At 69.8% G+C, this 20,294-nt stretch carries 19 protein-coding genes and 1 riboswitch; of the genes, 11 read left to right on the top strand and 8 right to left on the bottom strand.

The window, feature by feature from the left end:
- The first annotated feature begins 98 nt into the window (after nt 1–98).
- From ABN611_RS05745 to otsB, 3 genes are read left to right on the top strand one after another with little or no spacing between them, the layout of a single operon-like run.
- Nucleotides 99–407 (top strand): DUF3263 domain-containing protein, encoded by a 309-nt coding sequence (locus tag ABN611_RS05745; RefSeq protein WP_350278727.1) that lies wholly within the window; start codon nt 99–101, stop codon nt 405–407.
- 3 nt (nt 408–410) lie between these two features.
- Nucleotides 411–1,079 carry a LytR C-terminal domain-containing protein gene (locus ABN611_RS05740; RefSeq protein WP_350278726.1) on the top strand — a complete coding sequence of 223 codons (669 nt, stop codon included), beginning with the start codon at nt 411–413 and terminating at the stop codon, nt 1,077–1,079.
- A 7-nt stretch (nt 1,080–1,086) separates the two neighbouring features.
- On the top strand, nt 1,087–1,920 hold the full coding sequence (gene otsB, locus ABN611_RS05735) for a trehalose-phosphatase (RefSeq protein ID WP_350278725.1): 834 nt from the start codon (nt 1,087–1,089) through the stop codon (nt 1,918–1,920).
- Here the strand turns inward: otsB and ABN611_RS05730 are convergent.
- Nucleotides 1,886–2,203, bottom strand: a complete 318-nt coding sequence (locus ABN611_RS05730; protein WP_350278724.1) for a hypothetical protein — start codon at nt 2,201–2,203, stop codon at nt 1,886–1,888. The genes otsB and ABN611_RS05730 overlap by 35 nt on opposite strands.
- 244 nt (nt 2,204–2,447) lie before the next feature.
- Here ABN611_RS05730 and ABN611_RS05725 point away from each other — a divergent pair, with 244 nt between their 5' ends.
- The 6 genes from ABN611_RS05725 to ABN611_RS05700 all read left to right on the top strand — a co-directional run bounded on the left by ABN611_RS05725 (nt 2,448) and on the right by ABN611_RS05700 (nt 8,678).
- Complete coding sequence (locus ABN611_RS05725; RefSeq protein ID WP_350278723.1) at nt 2,448–3,611, top strand: Fic family protein; 1,164 nt, start codon at nt 2,448–2,450, stop codon at nt 3,609–3,611.
- 29 nt (nt 3,612–3,640) lie between these two features.
- Nucleotides 3,641–4,588, top strand: a complete 948-nt coding sequence (locus tag ABN611_RS05720) for a DNA-3-methyladenine glycosylase 2 family protein (RefSeq protein ID WP_350278722.1) — start codon at nt 3,641–3,643, stop codon at nt 4,586–4,588.
- A 10-nt stretch (nt 4,589–4,598) separates the two neighbouring features.
- The gene (locus tag ABN611_RS05715; RefSeq protein WP_350278721.1) at nt 4,599–5,837 is read left to right on the top strand and encodes a cation:proton antiporter; all 1,239 of its coding nucleotides are present in this window, start codon (nt 4,599–4,601) and stop codon (nt 5,835–5,837) included.
- A gap of 65 nt (nt 5,838–5,902) precedes the next feature.
- Nucleotides 5,903–6,043: riboswitch (SAM riboswitch) on the top strand.
- Nucleotides 6,044–6,056: 13 nt separating this feature from the next.
- On the top strand, nt 6,057–7,322 hold the full coding sequence (gene thrC, locus ABN611_RS05710; protein WP_350278720.1) for a threonine synthase: 1,266 nt from the start codon (nt 6,057–6,059) through the stop codon (nt 7,320–7,322).
- Nucleotides 7,319–7,594, top strand: coding sequence for a ubiquitin-like small modifier protein 1 (locus ABN611_RS05705; RefSeq protein WP_350278719.1), 276 nt, complete (start codon nt 7,319–7,321; stop codon nt 7,592–7,594). Before thrC ends, ABN611_RS05705 begins: the two co-directional genes overlap by 4 nt.
- Before the next feature lie 13 nt (nt 7,595–7,607).
- Entirely contained in the window at nt 7,608–8,678 is a 1,071-nt protein-coding gene (locus tag ABN611_RS05700) for a zinc-dependent alcohol dehydrogenase family protein (protein ID WP_350278718.1), read from the top strand.
- On the opposite strand, the gene ABN611_RS05695 is transcribed toward ABN611_RS05700, so the two are convergent.
- The 3 genes from ABN611_RS05695 to ABN611_RS05685 form a co-directional block, all read right to left on the bottom strand.
- Nucleotides 8,679–9,902 carry a hypothetical protein gene (locus ABN611_RS05695; protein WP_350278717.1) on the bottom strand — a complete coding sequence of 408 codons (1,224 nt, stop codon included), beginning with the start codon at nt 9,900–9,902 and terminating at the stop codon, nt 8,679–8,681.
- 158 nt (nt 9,903–10,060) lie between these two features.
- A complete protein-coding gene (locus ABN611_RS05690; RefSeq protein WP_350278716.1) occupies nt 10,061–11,008 on the bottom strand; it encodes a dihydrodipicolinate synthase family protein in 948 nt (315 codons plus the stop codon).
- Nucleotides 11,009–11,020: 12 nt separating this feature from the next.
- Nucleotides 11,021–12,136, bottom strand: a complete 1,116-nt coding sequence (locus ABN611_RS05685) for an enolase C-terminal domain-like protein (RefSeq protein WP_350278715.1) — start codon at nt 12,134–12,136, stop codon at nt 11,021–11,023.
- 96 nt (nt 12,137–12,232) lie between these two features.
- Between ABN611_RS05685 and ABN611_RS05680 the strand changes: the two genes are divergently transcribed.
- Together ABN611_RS05680 and ABN611_RS05675 are read left to right on the top strand one after the other, a co-directional pair.
- Complete coding sequence (locus ABN611_RS05680; RefSeq protein WP_350278714.1) at nt 12,233–13,198, top strand: LLM class flavin-dependent oxidoreductase; 966 nt, start codon at nt 12,233–12,235, stop codon at nt 13,196–13,198.
- Nucleotides 13,199–14,088: 890 nt separating this feature from the next.
- Nucleotides 14,089–15,063, top strand: coding sequence for an aldo/keto reductase (locus tag ABN611_RS05675; RefSeq protein ID WP_350278713.1), 975 nt, complete (start codon nt 14,089–14,091; stop codon nt 15,061–15,063).
- A 9-nt stretch (nt 15,064–15,072) separates the two neighbouring features.
- Here the strand turns inward: ABN611_RS05675 and ABN611_RS05670 are convergent, their stop codons facing one another.
- The 4 genes from ABN611_RS05670 to ABN611_RS05655 form a co-directional block, all read right to left on the bottom strand.
- Nucleotides 15,073–15,945, bottom strand: a complete 873-nt coding sequence (locus tag ABN611_RS05670) for a carbohydrate ABC transporter permease (RefSeq protein ID WP_350278712.1) — start codon at nt 15,943–15,945, stop codon at nt 15,073–15,075.
- Nucleotides 15,946–16,761, bottom strand: a complete 816-nt coding sequence (locus ABN611_RS05665; RefSeq protein ID WP_350281599.1) for a sugar ABC transporter permease — start codon at nt 16,759–16,761, stop codon at nt 15,946–15,948.
- Nucleotides 16,762–16,880: 119 nt separating this feature from the next.
- The gene (locus ABN611_RS05660; RefSeq protein WP_350281598.1) at nt 16,881–18,149 is read right to left on the bottom strand and encodes an extracellular solute-binding protein; all 1,269 of its coding nucleotides are present in this window, start codon (nt 18,147–18,149) and stop codon (nt 16,881–16,883) included.
- A gap of 90 nt (nt 18,150–18,239) precedes the next feature.
- Nucleotides 18,240–20,255, bottom strand: coding sequence for a hypothetical protein (locus ABN611_RS05655; protein WP_350278711.1), 2,016 nt, complete (start codon nt 20,253–20,255; stop codon nt 18,240–18,242).
- Nucleotides 20,256–20,294: the final 39 nt, after the last annotated feature.

Here is a 20,294-nt window from a genome sequence, read left to right as displayed (position 1 = left end):
GCTTCGTGTCAGCCGAGCGGTGAATGACATCGCTGTTGTTCTGCACGTAGAGTGGCAGCCGGACGGACGATCACCGACCGCACAGGAGTCAGCAGCAGATGGACAGCGCCAACGCCAGCTCCCCCGGCCCCGCCGAAGCTGCGCCGCCGGCCATTGCCGGGCTCTCCGAACGGGACGGCCAGATCCTCGCCTTCGAGCGGCACTGGTGGAAGTACGCCGGCGCCAAGGAGCAGGCGATCCGGGACCAGTTCCAGATGTCCGCGACCCGGTACTACCAGGTCTTGAACGCGCTCATCGACCGGCCCGAGGCCCTCGCGCACGACCCGCTGCTGGTCAAGCGCCTGCGCCGGCTCCGCGCCGCGCGCCAGCGCGCCCGTTCCGCACGCCGGCTGGGCATCGAGGTCTGAGCCGTGTCCCGCCTGAGAGGGCGCCGGGGCGAACAGGGGCAGGTGCTGTCGTCGCTGGTCGCCGTGACGGCCGTCGTCGCGATCGTCGCCGGCCTGCTGGTGCTGTTCGGGACCCGCGGCAACGACAGCGAGGCCGACGAGCAGCCGGCTGGTGCGAGTACGCCGAAGGCGTCGAAGACCGCTGAGACGTCCGGGAAGCCGACGGGCGGTCCGTCGACGGTCGGCGCCAGCGTGCCGAAGCCGACCACCGCGCCGTCCGAGTCGACGGAGCCCTCGAAGGAGCCGTCGGCCGCGCCGAGCAGCAAGCCGTCGGCGACCACCTCGACCGAGACCACCCAGCCGACCCAGCCGACAGAGACGAACCGGCCGACGCAGCCCGCGGTGATCCCGGCCGCGGAGCGCCCGGCGATCGAGGTCTACAACAACACTTCGCGCAAGGGCCTCGCCGACTCGGTCGCGGGCCGGGCGCGGCAGGCCGGCTGGACCGTCGCCGGGTCCCCGGACAACTGGCACGGCAAGATCGCCGAGAGCACCGTGTACTACCCGCCGGGGATGCTCGACGCCGCCAACCAGCTCGCCCGCGACCTCGGCATCGGCCGCACCAAGGGCGCGCTGGACAACATGAAGAAGGACCGCCTGACCGTGATCCTCACCTCCGACTACGCCGGATGAGCACGCGATGAGCACTCCGGTCATCCGCACCGACAGCGGCCGCGACGGCTGGGAGGCGATGGTCGCCGACCCGGCCGGCGCGGTGATCTCCACCGACTTCGACGGCGTCCTCTCGCCGCTGGTCGAGGACCCCGCGCGGTCCCGCCCGGTCGAGGGCGCCCTGGACGCACTGGCCCGGCTCGCCCGGTCGGTGAACCAGGTTGCAATCGTCACCGGCCGCCCGGCGCTGGTGGTGACCGAGCTGTCGGGCGCGACCGCGCACGCCGGCCTGGACCGGCTGGTGGTGCTCGGCCACTACGGGCTGGAGCGCTGGGAGGCGGCCACCGGCAAGGTGATCAGCGATCCCGTTCCCGCGGGCGTGACCACGGCGCGCGAGCGGCTCCCGGGGCTGCTGACCGAGGTCGGCGTACCGGACGCGTTCGTGGAGGACAAGGACAGCTCGCTGGCCGTGCACACGCGCCGGCTGGACGACCCGACCGGGGCGCTCGAGCTGCTGCGCGGGCCGCTGACCGCGCTGGCCGAGGAGACCGAGCTCCGGCTGGAGCCGGGCAACCTCGTGCTCGAGCTGCGTCCGCCCGGGGTCGACAAGGGCGTGGCGATCCGCCGCCTGCTGGAGTCGACCGGCGCGCGGTCGATTCTGTACGCCGGTGACGACCTGGGCGACCTGGCCGCGTTCCGCGCGATCGCGGAGCAGCGTGCCGCCGGGTTGCCCGCCGTACTGCTGGCGACGCGCTCGTCGAACGCCACCGAGCTGATCGAGGCCGCGGACATCGTCGTCGACGACCCGAGCGGCGTGGTGACGGTGCTCACGGCCCTTTCGGACGCGATCGCAGCACGCTGAACGCCTGCGTCACGGTCTTGCCGATCGGCTGGATCGGGCGCTCCACGTAGCCGCCTTCCTTGAGGTCGGCGAGCCGCTCGAACGGGTTCCGCGACGCCGGGTCGCCGGTGAGCAGGAACGAGACCACCGCGCCGACGCCGTACAACGGGAGCATCGGCAACCCGAGCAGGCAGAAGTACTGCCAGGAGTGCCGCTCCTCGTGCCGGAGCAGGGCGGCGTTGTCGAAGTACGCCGGCTCGTGCTTGCTGAGCACCACGTTGCCGATCGTGAACGCCCCAGCCACCGGAAACCCCAGCCGATACCCGGTAGCGAAGAACAACCCCCGAGGCCCCCGCCTGAACCGAGCCCGCCCGATCACCCCCACGAGCACACCCGCAAAGCTCGACAGATTGAGCAAGTTCCCAACCAACTTCACCCACTGCCAGGCGGTCATGTTCTCAGTATCGAACCGCTGTCCCGATGTCGCAATTCTTAGGACACAGGCATAAGATGTCCTAAGAATCGAGACATTGAGACAGCGGGGCCTGATGAGGATCTTCAGTACGCCGGAGCCGGATCTCGAGGATCAACGGGTCCTCGAGCAGATCCACGCGTTCCGGTCCGAGCTTGCCGACGTACTGCGGGTGCCGCGGCGCTGGGCGGGCGGTCTGCGGCGGAGCATGCTGGCTCGCGCGATCCAGGGCTCGAACAGCATCGAGGGGTACGACGTCAAGCTCGACGACGCCGCCGCGGCGCTGGACGACGAGGAAGCGCTGAGCGCGGACAACCGGACGTTCGCGGAGATCCGCGGCTACCGTCAGGCGCTCGGCTATGTGCTCGCGATGGCGAAGGACTCCGACTTCCGGCTGGACGTGTCGGCTGTTCGCGGCATGCATTTCATGATGCTCGGTCACGACCTCGCGAAGAGCCCCGGCAGCTACAGGCAGGGCGTCGTCTACGTGCACGACGAGGCGACCGGCGAGAACGTGTACGAGGGACCGCCTGCCGAGGACGTGCCGGGCCTGGTTTCCGAACTGATGGACAGGTTGGCTGCCGATCCGGCGACGGACCCGCTGGTGCAGGCGGCCATGGCCCACCTGAACCTCGTGATGATCCATCCGTTCCGCGACGGGAACGGCCGGATGGCGAGAGCCCTGCAGACGCTGGTGCTATCCCGGGGCGGGATCGGCGAGCCGGCGTTCTCGAGTATCGAGGAGTGGCTGGGCAGCAACACCGAGGAGTACTACGCCGTCCTCGCGGCGACGGGTGCCGGGGGGTGGCATCCCGAGCGGTCGGCGGAGCTCTGGATCAAGTTCAACCTCCGCGCGCATCACATCCAGGCCCAGACGGTGCGGCGACGGTATCGCGAGGCGGGCAAGCTGTGGCAGGCGTTCGACGAACTGATCGAGCGGCACGGTTTGGCCGATCGCGTCGCCGACGAGCTGTTCGACGCGTCGCTGGGGTTCCGGATACGCCGGGCCACCTATGTGCGCCGGGCCGGGATCGAGGAGCGAACGGCGACGCGCGATCTGTCGAAGCTCACCGAGCTCCGGCTGCTGCGCCCGGTCGGCGAGACGAAGGGGCGGCACTACGTGATGGGGCAGGCGCTCGCGGACGTCGTACAAAAGGTTCTCTCGAACCGGGACGCGATCGCCGATCCCTACCCATGGATGCGTGCGCGGTTGGCTGCGGCTCCAAGGCCGACGAGGTAACTGTCGGTGGGGTGGGTAAGACTTGGCGGGTGAGTTCGGTGGTGCGGGTCTGGCGTCCGGGGCGGGTGGTGGATCCGCAGTCGGTGATCGGCGGGTTGCGCAAGGGGCCCGGTGACCCGGCGTACGTGTTCGACCCAGTCCGGCGGACCGTGTGGCGGGCGACCCGGACCCCGGACGGCCCGGTGCTGCTGCGGTTGACGCCGTACGCCGGATTCGTCGAGGCGGAGGCGTGGGGACCGGGCGCGGAGTGGGCGCTCGACGGGGTGCCGGAACTGCTCGGGGAGCGGGACAGCTGGGACGGGTTCGAGCCGCTGCCGGAGCATCGCGTGCTGGTGGACGCGGCGCGGCGGTTCCCGCACGTGCGGGTGCCGCGGACGCGGGCGGTGTTCGAGGCGATGGCGGCGGCCGGGATCGAGCAGGTGGTGACCGGCAAGGAGGCGTTCCGGGCGTGGCGGCTGCTGCTGCGGGAGTACGGCGAGCCCGCGCCGGGGCCTCATCAGCAAGGCAACCGGGTCATGATGGTGCCGCCGTCGCCTGAGGAGTGGCGGCAGATCCCGTCGTGGCAGTGGTTGCGCGCGGGCGTCGAAGGCCGGCGATCTCGGGTCGTCATCACGGCTGCGACGCGGGCGCGTGCTCTGGAGCGGACACTCGAGCTGACCGATTCGGCCGAGATCGAGCGGCGGCTGCGGTCCTTGCCGGGGGTCGGGGTGTGGACCGCGGCCGAGGTACGGCAGCGGGCGCACGGCGACGCGGATGCGTTCTCGTTCGCGGACTATCACGTGTCGCGGAACGTGTCGTACGCGTTGATCGGCGAGGAGCTGGACGACGACGGGTGCGCCGAGCTGATCGAGCCGTACCGCGGCCACCGGTTCCGCGTGCAGCGCCTGATCGAGCTGGCTGGAGTCGGCCATCCGCGGTTCGGCCCGCGGAAGGCGCTGCCGACCCACACACCGGGGGCCACGCATCGACTGAGGTGACGCCGGGTACTTGTCCCGGGCAATGATCATCAACGGCGACGGGCTCTATCTCGTAGCGGGTCTTGCCCTGCTGCTCGGCGCCGTCCTGCCGCGGCTGCTGTCCAGGTACGCCGTCTCCGCGCCGATCGCCTTCCTCGGCGCCGGACTCCTCCTCGGCCTCGCGGTGGACCGGACCCATCTCAGTCCGCTCGCCGAGCCCGAGCTGACCGAGCACCTGGCCGAGCTGACCGTGATCGTCGCGCTGATGGGCGTGGGGCTGGCGATCGACCGGCCGATCAGCCTGCTGAGCTGGGCCGTCACCTGGCGGCTGCTGTTCGTCGCGATGCCGGCCGGGATCGCGGCGCTGACAGGTGTCGGCTGGTTGCTCGGGCTCGCTCCGGCGACCGCGCTGCTGCTGGCCGCCTGCCTGGCGCCGACCGATCCGGTGCTCGCGTCCGACGTACAGGTCGAGGGACCGACGACCGGTGAGGACGCCGAACTCGACGAGGACGACGAGGTGCGGTTCGCGCTCACGTCCGAGGCCGGGCTGAACGACGGCATGGCGGCGCCGCTGGTCTACCTGGCGGTGTTCGTCGCGACGAAGAGCTTCACGCCCTGGGAGTGGATCGCGTGGGACATCGTCGGGAAGACCGTGATCGGCGTCGCGGTGGGGTTCGGGGCCGGGTGGCTGCTCGGGCGGATGACGTTCTCGGCGCCGGCGCGGAGCCTGCGGCTGTCCGAGTCGCGGGAGCCGGTCCTCGCGCTGGCGATGACGCTGGGCGTCTACGGGCTCACGCAGGTGCTGCAAGGGTACGGGTTCATCGCGGTGTTCGTCGCGGCGCTGACGTTGCGGTCGGTGGAGAGCAGGCACGAGTTCCACGAAGAGCTGCACGACTTCATCGGTGAGCTGGAACACATTCTCACCTGGGGCGTGCTGCTTCTGCTCGGTGCCGCGATCACCGCCGGGCTGCTCGAGCCGCTGACCCCGGCCGGTGTCGTGATCGGCGTACTGCTGGTCGTGGTGATCCGGCCGGTGATCGCGTGGCTGTCGCTGGCGCGCTCCGAGCTGGTGGCGACGGAGCGGTGGGCGACGGCGGCGTTCGGCGTCCGCGGGGTGTCGTCGGTGTACTACCTGGCGGCGACCGGCGCGCACTTCCAGGACGAGCTGCCGTGGCTGTGGGCGACACTGGGGTTCACGGTGGTGCTGAGCGTGGTCCTGCACGGGGTCGCGGCGACGCCGGTGATGCGGTTCCTGGAGCGGCGCGGCTGAGATCTCGTGTCTCGGATGGTGGGAACGCGGGACACAATATGGACCCGATTGGGTAATCTCGGGGGAGCTCATCCAGAGGGACTGAGGGAAACGGCCCGTTGACGTCCCGGCAACCCTCCCCGTCGAGACCCCGTCCGGGACTCTCCGCGAGGGAACGGTGCCAAATCCGTCCCGCGCCGAGATCCGGCGACCGGGGAAGATGAGGAGGGAACCTCACTCATGAGCCTGACCGCCGCCGGTACCCACACCATCCGTGAAGGTGCCTTTGGCAACGGTACGCACCTCAGCTGTCGCGCCTGTGGCGCCAAGTCGCCGCTGGGCCCGTTCTACGCCTGTATGGAGTGCTTCGGTCCGCTCGAGGTCGGGTACGAGTACCCGACGATCACCCGCGAGCAGATCGAGGCCGGCCCGAAGAACATCTGGCGGTACCAGCCGCTGCTCCCCGTCCCGGTGGACGTGGCGAGCTTCCCGAACACCGAGCCCGGCTACACCCGGCTCGTCGACGCGCGGAACCTGGCCCGCGAGCTCGGCCTGCGCAAGCTGTGGGTGAAGGACGACTCGGGCAACCCGACGCACTCGTTCAAGGACCGGGTCGTCGCCTCCGCCCTGAGCGCCACCCGCGAACTGGGCATGAAGGTCTTCGCCTGCCCCTCCACCGGCAACCTCGCGAACGCGGTCGCCGCGGCCGCCGCCCGGGCCGGGATCCGCTCCGTGGTCTTCATTCCCAAGGATCTCGAGCGGCCCAAGATCATCACCACCGCTGTCTACGGCGGGACGTTGGTCGCCGTCGACGGCAACTACGACGACGTGAACAAGCTGGCCTCCGAGATCGCCGGTGAGGAGGAGGGCTGGGCGTTCGTGAACGTCAACGTCCGGCCGTACTACTCCGAGGGCTCCAAGACACTCGCCTTCGAGATCGCCGAGCAGCTCGGCTGGCGCCTGCCGGAGCAGATCGTGATCCCGGTCGCGTCCGGCTCGCAGCTGACCAAGATCGACAAGGGCTTCACCGAGCTCGGCAAGCTCGGGCTCGTCGACGCCACCGACTACAAGGTGTACGGCGCGCAGGCGACCGGCTGCTCGCCGGTGGCGCAGGCGTTCCGCGACGGCCACGACGTGGTCAAGCCGGTCCGGCCGAACACGATCGCGAAGTCGCTCGCGATCGGGAACCCGGCCGACGGGCCGTACGTGCTGGACGTGGCCCGCCGGACCGGCGGCGCGATCGAGGACGTCACCGACGACGAGGTCGTCGAGGGCATCCAGCTGCTGGCCCGCACCGAGGGCATCTTCGCCGAGACCGCGGGCGGGGTGACGGTCGCGACGCTGAAGAAGCTGATCGCCACCGGGCAGCTCGACCCTGAGGCCGAGACCGTGATCATCAACTCCGGCGACGGGCTCAAGACGCTCGACGCCGTGGCCGACCGGGTCGGCCCCAAGGTGACCATCCCCGCGTCGTACGACGCCTTCGTGAAGGCAGGCCTGCAGTGAGTGTGAGCGTCCGCGTCCCGACCATCCTGCGGCCCTACACCCAGGGCGCGTCCGAGGTCTCCGCCGAGGGCGGCACCCTGACCGAGGTCCTCGACTCGCTCGACGCGTCGTACCCCGGCATCAAGGCCCGCGTCCTGGACGAGTCCGGCGAACTCCGCCGCTTCGTCAACGTCTACGTCGACGACGACGACGTCCGCTTCGCCGAAGGCCTCCAGACCACGATCAAGGACGGCGGCCAGATCTCCATCATCCCGGCGGTCGCCGGCGGCTGACTGAGCTGCTGGGATGCGTGCTGTTGTCATCTCGGAGTACGGCGTACTGCCTGAGGTTCGGGAGGTAGCGGAGCCTGCGGTGGCGGATGGCTCGGTGGTGTTGAAGGTTGAAGCCACCGGGCTGTGTCGTAGTGACTGGCATGGGTGGATGGGGCACGACTCCGACATCGTGTTGCCGCATGTGCCGGGGCACGAGCTCGCGGGGACGATCGCGGCGGTCGGACCTGGTGTGTCCGGGTGGGCGGTCGGGGATCGGGTGACGACGCCGTTCATCTGCGCGTGTGGTGCGTGCGAGCAGTGCCTCGAGGGGAATCAGCAGGTGTGCCCCAACCAGCTGCAGCCCGGGTTCAACTACTGGGGCTCGTTCGCCGAGTACGTCGCCGTACCGTATGCCGCGGTGAACCTGGTCCGCCTGCCCGACGACATGGACTTCGCCACCGCGGCGGGTCTGGGGTGCCGGTTCGCGACGTCGTACCGTGCTGTGCATCAGGTCGGCCAGGTTGCGGCCGGTGAACGTGTGGCGATCTTCGGCTGCGGAGGCGTCGGCCTCTCCGCCGTCATGATCGCCTCCGCTCTAGGCGCCGAGGTCATCGCCGTCGACACCAACCCGGAGGCGTTGGCGTTGGCCCGCGACTACGGCGCCACCCACACAATCCAGGCACAGCGGTCCGGGCCCGACGCAGCCACCGATACCAGCCCGGCCGCCGGTACCAGCCCTGCCGCGGCGGTCGACCAGATCCGCGACCTCGGCGGCGCCCACGTCACGATCGACGCCCTCGGCTCCAGCGCCATCGTCCAGCAGGCACTACAGAGCCTCCGCCCCCGAGGCCGCCACGTCCAAGTCGGACTCCTGCCCCAGGGCGTCCAACTCGACGTAGGCCGCCTCATAGGCCAGGAACTCAGCTGGCTGGGCAGCCACGGCATGCCCGCCCACGCCTACCCCGAAATGCTCAACCTAGTTGCCACCGGCAACCTCAACCCCGCCCGTCTGATCACCCGCACCATAACCCTCGAAGAAACCCCAACAGCCCTCGCAGCCCTCCCCACCGCCACCCCCGCCGGCGTCACCGTCATCACCCCGTAGCTACAGCCGGATCAGGTAGACGGTGGGTGGGCGGCCGGTTCGGCCGTGTTGTTGGGTGCCGGTGGGGGCTGCCAGGCCGGCTCGTTCGAGGCGTTTGAGGACTCGGCGGGCGGTGCGGAGTTGGACGGCCAGGTGGTCGGCTACGTCCTGGGTGGTGAGGCCGTCGGGGAGGGTGGCGGTGAGCTCTCGCATGCGCGCGAGGGTCTGGGTGTTGAGGCCGACCCGCCGGGCCAACAGCGGGAGGCTTTCGGTGCCGCGGGCGGTGGTGGGCTGGTCGCCGGTCGGTTCGATGACGATCTCGACGTCGTCGGACATCGACACGACGCCGGCGACGGAGCCGATCGACGCGGCGCGGCCCACGGCGCGGCGGGCCAGCGCTTCGGCCTCGGCCGCCGTACGGCCGACCCCGAAACCGACGTACGCCGTCCGGTGCCGGGCCGCGAGGTGATCGAGCAGCGGCATCCGCGAGAACTGCTCCGTCGCTTGCTCCAGCAGCCCGCGCGTGGTGACGACCAGGTGCCGGCCGTCGGGAAGTGCCGCGAGGCTGCCGCCGAGCGTGATGAGATCGGCCGCGAGCGCGTCGTCCGGCTCGGGCAGATCGATGACGCCGAGCGCGACTTGCGCGTCCCCGACATGCTGCCCGGTGGTCGTCAGTACCAGCGCCTGCAGGGTCGAGCGGATCGAGTACCGCGACGGGGCGAGCCGGACCGAGGGCATCTCGTTCTCGAGCAGGTGGAACGCCGACCCCAGGCAGCTGATCGCGACCTTCGTGTCGTGCTTCTCCCGCGCGGTGCGGTGGAACGACACGATGTCGTCCGACGTCAGGCCGGGCCGGTACGGCAGCACCTGGATCTGGTCCGTGGGCAGCTTCGCCTCGATCAGCGTCTCCAGTACTTCGGCCTGCCGGAGCGTGTCGATCGAGAACTGGGTGACGTTGTGCCCGAGCCGCAACAGCTCGACCAGTGCGCGCAGCAGCGTCGCCCCGTCGTACGAGACGTACATCGCCGGCCGGTCGATCACGCCGGCCTCGGTGGCGATCGTGTACGGCACCACGCCGGTGAACAGGAACGCGTCCACGTCCGAGTGCGACTGCCCGACGAGCTCGGCGGCCTCGGTCTCGTGCCGGTACGGGAGCGGGAGGAGCGTCGTACCGCTGGGCGCGCCGACCGCGATCACGCGCTGGACCAGGTCCTCGGGGCCGACCACGCCCACCGCGAGCGCCATCAGCCGGATCCTCGAGCTGAGCAGATCCTCACGGCAGTCCTCCGACGACTTCTGGTCTGGCCCTCAAGTCGCACAATAGCGCAGCAGGGTCCCGACATCATGACGTTCAGGTCGCGCGATCCCAGTTTCGGCCAAGACCACAACTACCGCCAGCCCTGCTACTGCAACTCCTCCAGACACCGGATCACCAGGTCGCGTTCGCCCGGCGGCAGCTTCGGACCGTACGGGTCGTGCGCCGCCGCTGCGGGCACCAGCCCCTCCCACTCGGCCGCCCAGAGCATCCGCTGCACGTAGCCCTCGATCGGCGCGTAGAACGTCGCCGCCGCGAACCGGTCCAGCCGCTCCGACGCGGTCAGGAACCCAGCGTGGTCACCCGCGGTCCAGGCCCGCAGTACGGCGGCCGACAGCTCGACCTGCGCCGCCGCGATCCCGACGAGCGCGGTGTCCGCGCCCCACATGAACGACGGGCCGTACATCCGGTCCTCGCCGGTGATCAGCAGCTTCCCGGTACCGCGACCGGCCCAGATCGCGTCCTGACAGCCGATCGCCCGGTCGAGCGTCGCCGTCTTCACCCCGAGCATCGCGTCCAGGCTCAGCAGGTCGCGGATCAGCGCCGGCGGGTACGGATAGCCGCCCGCCTCGCCGTGCAGGTAGAACCCGACCAGCGGCAGCCCACTCTCGGCCGCCACCCGCTCGTGCAACGCCACCGCCTGCGCGTGCCCGTCCGGCCGCTCGCCGAGCTCCGCCAGCGGGTACACCATCACCGCGTCGGCACCGCCGGCGGCCGCGGCCCGCGCCATCTCGACGGTCGCGTCGGCGGCCTCCTCCAGCGTCCGCGCCGCCGCGGACTTCGGTACGCCGACACCGGCCACGATCGGTACGTCGGTCGCGGCCCGCCACGTCTCGAGCACCTTCACGCGGTCGCCGGGCGACAGGTACAGCCCGCGGCCCGTGTGTGCCCACACGGCGACCCCGCCGATCGCGTGCCTGGTCAGCGTCACGGCGTACGCGGACAGGGCGTCGTACGCCACGACACCGTCCGGGGCCATCGGGGTGACGACCGCGGGGAGCAGCGTGCCGCGGAGCCGTTCGACGAGCGCGTGCATCAAGGTCACCTCTCAGACGTCGTGCCCGAGACCGGGCCGCTTGGGTACGTCGATCCAGCCGTCGCAGTCGGCGAAGACGGTCGGGGCCAGCGGGTCCTCGTCGACCATCAGCGGCCCCACCAGGTCCGCCGCGACGGTCGCTCCGGGGACGGCGGCGGCGAGGTGCACGGCGGCCAGCGTGGCCACGCCCAGCTCCGGCATCGAGCCTACCTTCACCGCGAGCCCGGCCGCCTCGGCGACGGCGGCGATCTGCAGCGCCCGGTGTAGCCCGCCGACCTTGAGGATCTTGATGTTCAGCACGTCGGCGGCGCCGCGACGCGCGATCTCCAGCGCGTCGTGCAGCGAGTGCATGCTCTCGTCGACCATCACGCGCACGTCGAGCCGGTCCCGCAGCCGCACCAGGCCGGCGAGGTCCCAGCGCGGCAGCGGCTGCTCGAGCAGCGTCAGCCCGGCGGCGCTCATCTTCTGCAGGTACGGGATCGCGGTCGTGGCGTCGTACCCCTCGTTGGCGTCCAGGCAGAGCTCGGCGTCGGCGGGGATCGCGGCGCGGACCGCGCGGATCAGCTCGAGGTCCTTCGCGGGATCGTGACCGCCCTTGACCTTCAGGTGCCGGAACCCGCGATCGGCGTACTCCGCGGCCTCGGCGGCCATCTCGTCGAGCGTGCCGAGGCCGACGACCCAGGTGGTCTGCACACGGTCGCGGACGCTGCCGCCGAGCAGCGCGTGCACCGGCCAGCCGCTGAGCCGTCCGGCGAGGTCGAACAGCGCGATGTCCAGACCGGACTTGGCGACCTGCTGGCCGCGCAGTACGCCGTCCATCACGACGTGGGCGCCGGCGCGGTCGAGCGGATCGCGGCCGACCAGGGCCGGGGCGAGGTGTTCCTCGATCGCGGTCTGGACGCCGGCCAGGGTCTCACCGGTGTACGCCGTCATCGGGGACGTCTCGCCGATCCCGACCGCGCCGTCGGCGGTGTGCACCTCGACGACCAGGCTGATCAGCTCGTTGCTGACCCCGCTGCTGATCTGGAACGGCCGGCGGTACGCCGCGCTCACCACCCGGGTCTTGATCGCGCTGATCGGCGCGGATCCCCCGTCCGGCAACCCGGCCGGCTCTGCTGCAAGACTCATCCCGGCTCCTAGGGGTCGCAATCTGAGCGGAAAGCATTTACGGTCAAGACCGTAAATACCCTGAGTGCTCCCTGTCAACGGAAGGTGGCTCCCACGATGCGGCTGGGTCTGTATCTGAACCTCTACGGCACCCCGGACGAGCGGCCGCAACTCGCGGACGCCGTCGAGCAGGCGCGGCTCGCCGAGCAGGCCGGGTTCGAGTGGGTGGTGCTGGGCGAGCGGCACCTGCACCGGCCCGGGTACCACGAGATCCTGACGTCGATGACCTGGCTGGCCGCGCACACGTCCCGGATCGGAATCGCGACCGCGGGCATCGTCGCGCCGCTCTACGACCCCGTGGTACTCGCGGAGACGCTGGCGCACATCGATGTACTGTCCGGAGGGCGGCTGACGGCGGGGTTCGTGCTCGGGTACCGGCCGGAGGAGTTCGCGCTGTACGGCGTGACGCAGCGGGAGCGGGTCGCGCGGTTCGAGGAGGGGCTGGAGGTCCTGACGCGGCTGTGGACGTCGGACGAGGTCACGTACGAGGGGAAGTTCACGCGCATCCAGGACGCGTACCTGTCGCCGCGTCCGGTGCAGTCGCCGCGGCCTCGGTTGTGGAACGGGGGCCGGGTGTCCGCCGTACTGGAACGCACGGCGCGGATGTGTGACGGGTGGACGACGTCGTTCAACGAGTTGGACGCTGATTTGCCGGGGAAGATCGCGGAGTACCTGTCGTATCCGCGCGGCGCCGGCACGCTCGGGCAGGAGGTGATCCTGTGCCGGGAGGGGTACTGCGCTGACACTTCGCAGGACGCCCGGAAGGCGCTGGAGGAGCCGCTGCGGGATCTGTACGACGCGTACACCGGTTGGAAGCGCACGTCGACGGATGCTGCGCGCTACACGCAGGGATGGGATGCCATCGCCGACCGCTCCGTCATCGGCTCCCGCACCGAATGCGCCGACCGCCTCGCCCACTACGAGGAGATGGGCGCCGACGGCATCATCCTCCGCATCCAACCGCCCGGCATGCCCCAGGCTGACGCGCTGCGGGCGATCGAGTCGTTTGGCGAGATCTTGTAAGCAGTTGTTGTAGGCAGCCCACGCGTGCTGCGCGGGCCTACGTCGTCGCGAGGCTCCTCCTTCGGCCCGCTACGCGCGCTCCCACCCACCCCGGGGCTTAGCGCCCGGATCTTCAGTTGCCGGCTGGCGCCGGCGGAGGTGCCGGCTGCCGCCGACTGAGTTGCCGGCTAGCGCCGGCGTGTTGCGGGCTGCCGCCCGCGGGGTACTCGCTGCGCTCGCGAGTGACGGCCCCGCCGCGTGAGAGCCCGTGCCGGAGTGCACGCTGGGTGTGCACTGCGCGAGGGACTGAGCGCACGTGCGTGGAGCGGAGGCGCTGAGGGTGCGCTGTGTGGGGCCGTCTGGGTGAGCGCCGTGCAGGGCCTGCCACGGCGAGCGCCGCCTCGACGGAGCGCGGTCTCGACGGAGCGCGGTCTCGACGGAGCGCGGTCTCGACGGAGCGCTGCGTCGGGTTGCAGGATGAGCGGCCGCCGCGTGTGAAAGTTGCTCGCTGGTGATGGATTCTGTCGAGAGGCCTGTGCAGGGCGCGGATGTGAAGGCACCAGGGGCAATGGCGGCTGCCGGGTTGGCGGAGCGGGCGTGGGGCAACGGACTGCGGATCTCCCGCCGGCACAGGTGATTGTGGGCAGCGCGGACCGCCGGTCGGGCGCTGGCCGTCTCGACGGTCCGGTCCGATCGTCGAGTCGTGGTGATTGGCTGCGACCCCGATCCTCGAGTCGTGGATCCAGGCCCTCGTACGGCAGCCGATTCTCACGACTCGGCGGACAGATCGGGGAGTCGACGCGGTCGCGCGGAGGTGCGGAGCTGGGGACGACGAAGCGCGCGTCGGGTGCTTCGCGTCGCTCGTAAAGGGCTTGAGCTGGAGTGTGCTCCAGGATTTAGCGTTTCGGGGCATGGAATACAAACAACTCGGAGCTACGGGGCTCAAGGTCAGTGGGCTGTGTCTTGGGGCGATGATGTTCGGGGCGCGGACCGACGAGGAGGACAGCCGGAGGATTCTGCGGGCGTTCGCCGATGCCGGTGGGAACTTCATCGATACGGCGGACGTGTACAACGCCGGTGCGTCGGAGGAGATCGTCGGGCGCTGGTTGAAGTCGCAGCGGCGTGAGGACTACGTGGTCGCGACCAAGGTCTGGGGACGGATGGGGCCGGGGCCCAACGATCAGGGGCTGTCGCGCAAGCACGTCCTCGACGCGATCGACGCCAGCTTGCGGCGGCTCGGGACGGAGTACGTCGATCTGTACCAGCTGCACCTCTGGGACAACGACACCCCGCTCACGGAAACCCTGTCCACGCTCGACACGCTCGTACGCGCCGGCAAGGTCCGCTACATCGGCGTCAGCAACTTCTCCGGTTGGCAGTTGCAGAAGGCGGTCGACTTGTGCGCGCACAACGGCTGGGCGCCGCTGTCCAGCCTGCAGCCGCTCTACACGCTGCTCGACCGCTCGCCCGAGTGGGAACTCCTACCGATCTGCAAGAACGAAGGGCTCGGCGTCATCACCTGGTCACCGTTGCGGTCGGGCTGGTTGTCCGGCGCGTTCCACCGAGGCATGACCGCGCCGCCCGCGGACAGCAAGGTCTCCACGCCGGGCACGCACTCCTGGGACCGCTACGCCAACGATCACACCTGGCACGTGATCGACGAACTCACAGCCGTCGCGGCCGAGGTCGGCCGCACGCTGCCTCAGGTCGCGGTCCGCTGGCTGATGCAACGCCCGGGCGTCACAGCACCGATCATCGGCCCGCGTACGCCGGAGTACCTCGACGACCTCCTCGGCGCCAACGACTTCGAGCTCCCACCGCACCTGATGGACCGCCTCGACACCGCCAGCCGGCCACCGACCGTCCCGTACCCGTACTTCCTCTGAGCGCAGCACCTACGCCTTGAGGCCGGACATCGCGATGGAGTCGGTGAGGTAGCGCTGGAGGAGGCCGAAGACCAGGAGGCTGGGGACGACCGTGATGGTTGCCCCGGCCATCACCTGGTTGATGGGGACGGCTTGGGTCTGCAGGGTGGCGAGGCCGACGGTGAGCGTCTGCATCTGGCCGGACTGGCCGATGACCAACGGCCAGAGGAAGTCGTTCCAGTGCCAGAGGAAGACGAAGATGCCGAGTGTCGCGAGGACCGGGCGGACCAGCGGGAGCACGATCGTGGTGAAGATCCGCCACTCCGGCGCCCCGTCGATTTCGGCGGCCTCGAACAGTTCGTCCGGCAACTGCAGGATGAATTGCCGCATCAGGAACACGGCCTGCGAGTTGGCCAGTGTCGGCACGATCAGGCCCCAGTAGCTGTCGACCCAGTCCAGCCGGGCGACCAGGATGTACGACGGGATCAGCGTCGCCTGGAACGGGACCATCAGCGTCGCGAGGAACGCCCAGAACATGATCTCCCGGCCGGGGAACTTCTTCTTCGCGAACGCGTACCCGGCCATCGCGGCGAACAGCAGCACAAAGAAGACCGAGACCAGCGAGTAGAGCAGGGAGTTGACCGTCCAGCGCGGGATGTCGGAGCTGGACAGCACCTTCGCGAAGTTGTCGAGGGTGAAGTTCGCCGGGTTGAGCGCGTCCGGGAACGTCTGCCCGCTCGGCGGCGTGAACGCGACCAGCACCATCGCCACGAACGGCACGATGGTGACGATCGCGGTCAGCGTCAGCAAGGTCGGCAACGTCAGCCGGCCCGCCGTACGACGTCCCGCCGTCGGCGTCTCGGCCACCGGGCGGACCGGGGGCCGATCGAGTACCTGAGCCATCTAGTCGTCCCTCCCGACGAGCCGGCGCTGTACGAGCGAGACGATCAGCACGATCAGGAACAGCACCAGGCCGATCGCGCTGGCGTAGCCGAAGTCGAAGTACTTGAAGCCGCTGTCGTACAGGAAGTACACGAGCGAGTAGCTGGACCGCACCGGTCCGCCGCCGGTCATCACGTACATCGCGTCGAAGACCTGGAACGCGCCGATGGTCTCGATCACGAGCACGAAGAACAGCACCGGCCGCAGCTGCGGCAGCGTCACGTACCGGAACCGCTGCCAGGTGCTCGCGCCGTCGATCATCGCCGCCTCGAGGTACGACCTCGGCACCGCCTGCAGGCCCGCGAGCAGGATCAGCATCGAGTAGCCGAAGCCCTTCCACGCCGACGTCACCGCGATCGACGGGAGCACCGTGCCGGCCTGGCTGAGGAAGTCGATCGGGCCGATGCTCACCAGCCCGAGGATCGAGTTCAGCAACCCGTCCTGCGCGTCGTAGATCCACTTCCAGATCACCGCCGCCAGCACGATGCTGGTCACGTACGGCAGGAAGAACACGCCGCGGAAGAACCCGCGCCGCCACACCACCTGGTGCAGCAGTACGGCGGTACCGAGCGACAGCAGGACCGTCAGCGGAACGAAGATCACCGTGTAGGTGATCGTCACCACCAAAGCCTCGTGGAACACGTTGTCCGACAACAGCCGTGTGTAGTTGTCGAGCGCAATGAAATCCCACTTGCCGCTGATCCGGTAGTCGGTCAGCGAGAGGAAGAACGCCCCGATCGCCGGCAGGAACCGGAACAGCAGGAACAGCAGGAACATCGGTGCCACGAACAGCAGTCCGACCCAGGGCCGCCGCCGCGGTCCGCGCCGGGGCCGCCGTCCGGTCGCGGGTCCCGCATGACCCGCGACCGGAATCCGTGTGCCCGTCCGGGTGTCGGTCAACGCTGCCTCGAGAGCAGGTCGTTGGCCTGCTTGGCGGCGTCGTCGAGCGCCTGCTGCGGCTGCTTCTTGCCGGTCAGCACGGCCTGGATCTCGGTGCTCAGGAACGACATGATCTGCCGCGCCGACGGGTTCGGCTCACCCGGTACGGCGTACTGCAGGGCGTCCTTGAACTTGGCCGCGTTCGGGTCGGTCGACTCGGACTTGGCGTCGGTGCGCGGCGAGTAGAACCCGGAGGCCTTGCTCAGCGCGTCGAGCTGGGCCGGCTGGACCATGAACGACAGGAACTTCTTCGCACCGTCGACGTTCTCCGAGGCCGCGTTCACGACCAGGCCGCCGGGCAGCCCGAAGCCGACCTGCTTCTTGCCGGTCAGCGGCGCGCCGAGCTCGACGTTGGCCGCGCCCCAGGTCTTCGTCACGGTGGCCACGTCGGCCGGGACGCTGGTCATCGCCATCGCGACCTGGCCCTTGCCGAACGGCGAGTCGGCGACCACGTTGCCCGCGGTGAGCGCGGACTTCGGGATCGCGCCCTGGTCCCAGAGCGACTTCAGGAAGGTCAGCGCCTCCAGGCCGGGAGCCTGGTTGAACGTGACGCTCTTGCCGTCCTCGGCGAACACCTTGCCGCCGGCCTGCCAGAGCAGCGGGTAGAAGTTCAGGTTCAGCGTCGCCTCCGGCGAGGCCGAGTAGTCCAGCGTGGAGAACCCGGCGGCCTTGAGCTTCGGCGCGGCGGCCTTGATCTCGTCCCAGGTCGCCGGCGGCTTGCTGATCCCGGCCTTGGTCAGGACGGTCTTGTTGTACATCGTCGTGGTGACCGTGTGGTAGATCGGGGCGCCGTACACCTTGCCCTCGACGGTCAGGCCGGGGATCGCGGCCGGCAGGAACTTGTCCTTCTCCGGCTCGACCACGTCGTCGACCGGCTCCAGCGAGCCGCTCTTCACGTACTGCGGGATCTGGTCCGGAATCATCAGCAGGACGTCCGGGCCCTTCCCGCCGGAGAACGCGGCCGCGACCTTCTCCTCGCGGCCCTTCCAGGGCTGGTTCTCCAGCTTCAGGTCGAACCCGGAGTTCGCCGCCTCGAAGTCGGTCTCGACCTTCTTCCAGTACGCGTCGCTGGCCGCCTGGTCGGCGATCACCGGGTACATCCAGAGCGTGACGCTCTTCTTGCCTCCGGCGCCGCTGTCGTCGCCGTCGCCGCCGCAGGAACTGAGCGCGGCAGCGAGGACGAGCGCCGTGAGTGGTGCCGCGATGCGGCGGACGGTGGATCTCATCACACCCCCAGGGTGTCCGGAAGTCAGGGCCGGAAGTAGCCGAACCGAATAACGGTCAGGACCGAAAGTAGCCGGGGAGAATTTCGGCTGTCAACGGCTGATATCAACTCGGAACAGCTCGGAGCCGCTGGTGAGCAGCAGCTGGTGATCCCCCCGGACCCCGAGCCGCCGGTGGGCCTGCTCGACGAACAGCGTCGGGACGGCCTTCTGTCCCGGCCCGATCCGGTAGATCTTGTTCAGGTCGATACTCACGTACACCGCCTCCGGGGTCGCGACGATGTCGCCGCTGGAGTTCGTCGTACCGAGTGTGAAGGACTTCTTCAGCTTGCCGCTGTCCGGGGCCACGGCGAACACCGTCTTCCCGGCCACGCCCCAGAGCAGGCCGTCCGGCCCGATCGTGACCGCCGAGACGGTCGCCCGGCCCGGTACCGGCACGGTCTCCCACAACTTCTTCTTGTTGGCCACGTCCCACGCGAACACTGTGCCCGCTGTTCGTGTCGGGGGAGTGGTGGACAGGCCGCCGGCGATCGACGTTCCGCCGTACACGATGCCGCCGTGCGAGGTGAGGCCGAAGACGGACTCGTCCTGGACCACGTTGCGGTACTTCTCCGCGGTGTTGGTCAGCGGGTCGTAGATGACCAGTGCCCCGCCGAGCCGGTCGCCGTCCGGGACGGTGCCGATCGCGATCTTGCCGTCCACCTCGGTGAGCGCCCGGGCGCGGGTCTGGAAGATGTCCGGCTTGAGGTTGAGCAGCTGCTTCGGGTTGTCCGGTGTTCCGGGCGGTCCGGGCGAGTACTCCGGGCTGCTCCACGGCTTGGCGGGGTCGTACGAGTACAGCCGGGCCTCGGGGTAGGCGCCGACCCAGACCGTGCCGTCGGAACCCTCCAGTAGCGCCTCGACCTGCGAGAACCGGTTGAACTTCGCCTCGCCGGTGGTCGGGTCGACGACCGAGACGCCGCCGTTCAGGAAGCCGCCGGCGTAGATGTTGTCCTTGCCGCCCGCCACCGACAGGATCTCGATCGGCTCGCGCCGGACCTTGGTCTGGAAGATCTCCGACTTGCCGGTCTGCGGGTTGTACCGGAACTCCTCGCCGCGCCACAGGGTCCCGACGACGCTGGTGCCCGGGTAGTCGGGCAGGTTCAGGTCGGCGTACCCGATCGAGCGGGCGTTCTGGATCCGGCCGGTGAACGTCAGGCCGGTGCCGGTCAGGGTCTTGGTGGCCGGGTCGTACTTCTTCAGCTCGCTGCTCTGGATCAGGTACAGCGTGCCGTCCGCGCCGAGCGGGGAGATGTCCAGGCCGTGCGCGTTCGGGATCTCGTCGACCCAGGTGCGGGAGGCGATGTCCCAGACGTAGAGCGGACCGGGGAACGCGGTGCTGATCCGCGCGTAGACGCGGCCGCCGCGGGTGTTCAGGTCGTAGACGACCTTGTCGGACGGGTCGCCGAGACCCGGCGGCGACGGTACCTCGGTCTTCGCGCCGGTGGCGACGTCGAGCTCGACGATGTGCGCGTCGGGCATCGTGCCGGCGTACACCTTGCCGCCCGCGTAGTCGATGCTCTTGACGTAGGTCTGGCCGGCCAGGGCCGTGCCGTAGTCGCGGATCGCCCCGGTCTGGTCGTCGTACCGGAAGACCTTGCCGTTCGGGAACGTACCGCCGTACACGTTGCCCTGCTCGTCGGTGGTGATCCGCCAGATGAACGTCTCGGACGCGATCGGCCGGCCGAGATCCTCGACGCTGCCGCCCGGGCGCAGCCGGTACAGGTGGCCGTTGTTGTAGGTGCCGACGTAGATCGTGCCGTCCGGCGTCGCCGCCACCGCGTAGCTGCCGGACGCGCCGGGCAGCGCGAGGGACAGCAGGCTGTCGCCGGTGGCCGGGTCGACGGCGTTCAGGTACGCCGGACTGCCGGTGGACACGTTCCAGATCGCGGTCCTGCCGTTCGGTCCGGGCGCGACGGTGCCACCGATGAGCAGTACGTCGGACAGCGGCGTACCGAGCGAGACGACTGTGCCCACGGGGGACTGGTGCCCCGCCCGGGCGGGTGTACTCAGGGTCGCGACGAGCAGCGCGGCGAGGGCCAGGGCGAGAAGCGAGCGGACTGATCGCATGGGATTTCCTCCGGGGTGCCGTATTTACGGTCCTGTCCG

Origin of the sequence: Kribbella sp. HUAS MG21 (assembly GCF_040254265.1) — a bacterium.
GTDB lineage: Bacteria > Actinomycetota > Actinomycetes > Propionibacteriales > Kribbellaceae > Kribbella.
Note: the sequence above shows the minus strand (reverse complement) of the source record. Positions and strands in the feature narration are given on the sequence as shown.

Excerpts from the sequence above, each read along its gene's own strand:
- ABN611_RS05745 (WP_350278727.1), top strand. The coding sequence starts at position 99 with ATGGACAGCGCCAACGCCAGCTCCCCCGGCCCCGCCGAAGCTGCGCCG.
- ABN611_RS05660 (WP_350281598.1), bottom strand. The coding sequence starts at position 18,149 with ATGAGATCCACCGTCCGCCGCATCGCGGCACCACTCACGGCGCTCGTC.
- ABN611_RS05675 (WP_350278713.1), top strand. The coding sequence starts at position 14,089 with ATGGAATACAAACAACTCGGAGCTACGGGGCTCAAGGTCAGTGGGCTG.
- ABN611_RS05665 (WP_350281599.1), bottom strand. The coding sequence starts at position 16,761 with ATGTTCCTGCTGTTCCTGCTGTTCCGGTTCCTGCCGGCGATCGGGGCG.
- ABN611_RS05670 (WP_350278712.1), bottom strand. The coding sequence starts at position 15,945 with ATGGCTCAGGTACTCGATCGGCCCCCGGTCCGCCCGGTGGCCGAGACG.
- otsB (WP_350278725.1), top strand. The coding sequence starts at position 1,087 with ATGAGCACTCCGGTCATCCGCACCGACAGCGGCCGCGACGGCTGGGAG.
- ABN611_RS05700 (WP_350278718.1), top strand. The coding sequence starts at position 7,608 with ATGCGTGCTGTTGTCATCTCGGAGTACGGCGTACTGCCTGAGGTTCGG.
- ABN611_RS05725 (WP_350278723.1), top strand. The coding sequence starts at position 2,448 with ATGAGGATCTTCAGTACGCCGGAGCCGGATCTCGAGGATCAACGGGTC.
- ABN611_RS05655 (WP_350278711.1), bottom strand. The coding sequence starts at position 20,255 with ATGCGATCAGTCCGCTCGCTTCTCGCCCTGGCCCTCGCCGCGCTGCTC.
- ABN611_RS05685 (WP_350278715.1), bottom strand. The coding sequence starts at position 12,136 with ATGAGTCTTGCAGCAGAGCCGGCCGGGTTGCCGGACGGGGGATCCGCG.
- ABN611_RS05690 (WP_350278716.1), bottom strand. The coding sequence starts at position 11,008 with ATGCACGCGCTCGTCGAACGGCTCCGCGGCACGCTGCTCCCCGCGGTC.
- ABN611_RS05695 (WP_350278717.1), bottom strand. The coding sequence starts at position 9,902 with ATGGCGCTCGCGGTGGGCGTGGTCGGCCCCGAGGACCTGGTCCAGCGC.
- ABN611_RS05680 (WP_350278714.1), top strand. The coding sequence starts at position 12,233 with ATGCGGCTGGGTCTGTATCTGAACCTCTACGGCACCCCGGACGAGCGG.
- thrC (WP_350278720.1), top strand. The coding sequence starts at position 6,057 with ATGAGCCTGACCGCCGCCGGTACCCACACCATCCGTGAAGGTGCCTTT.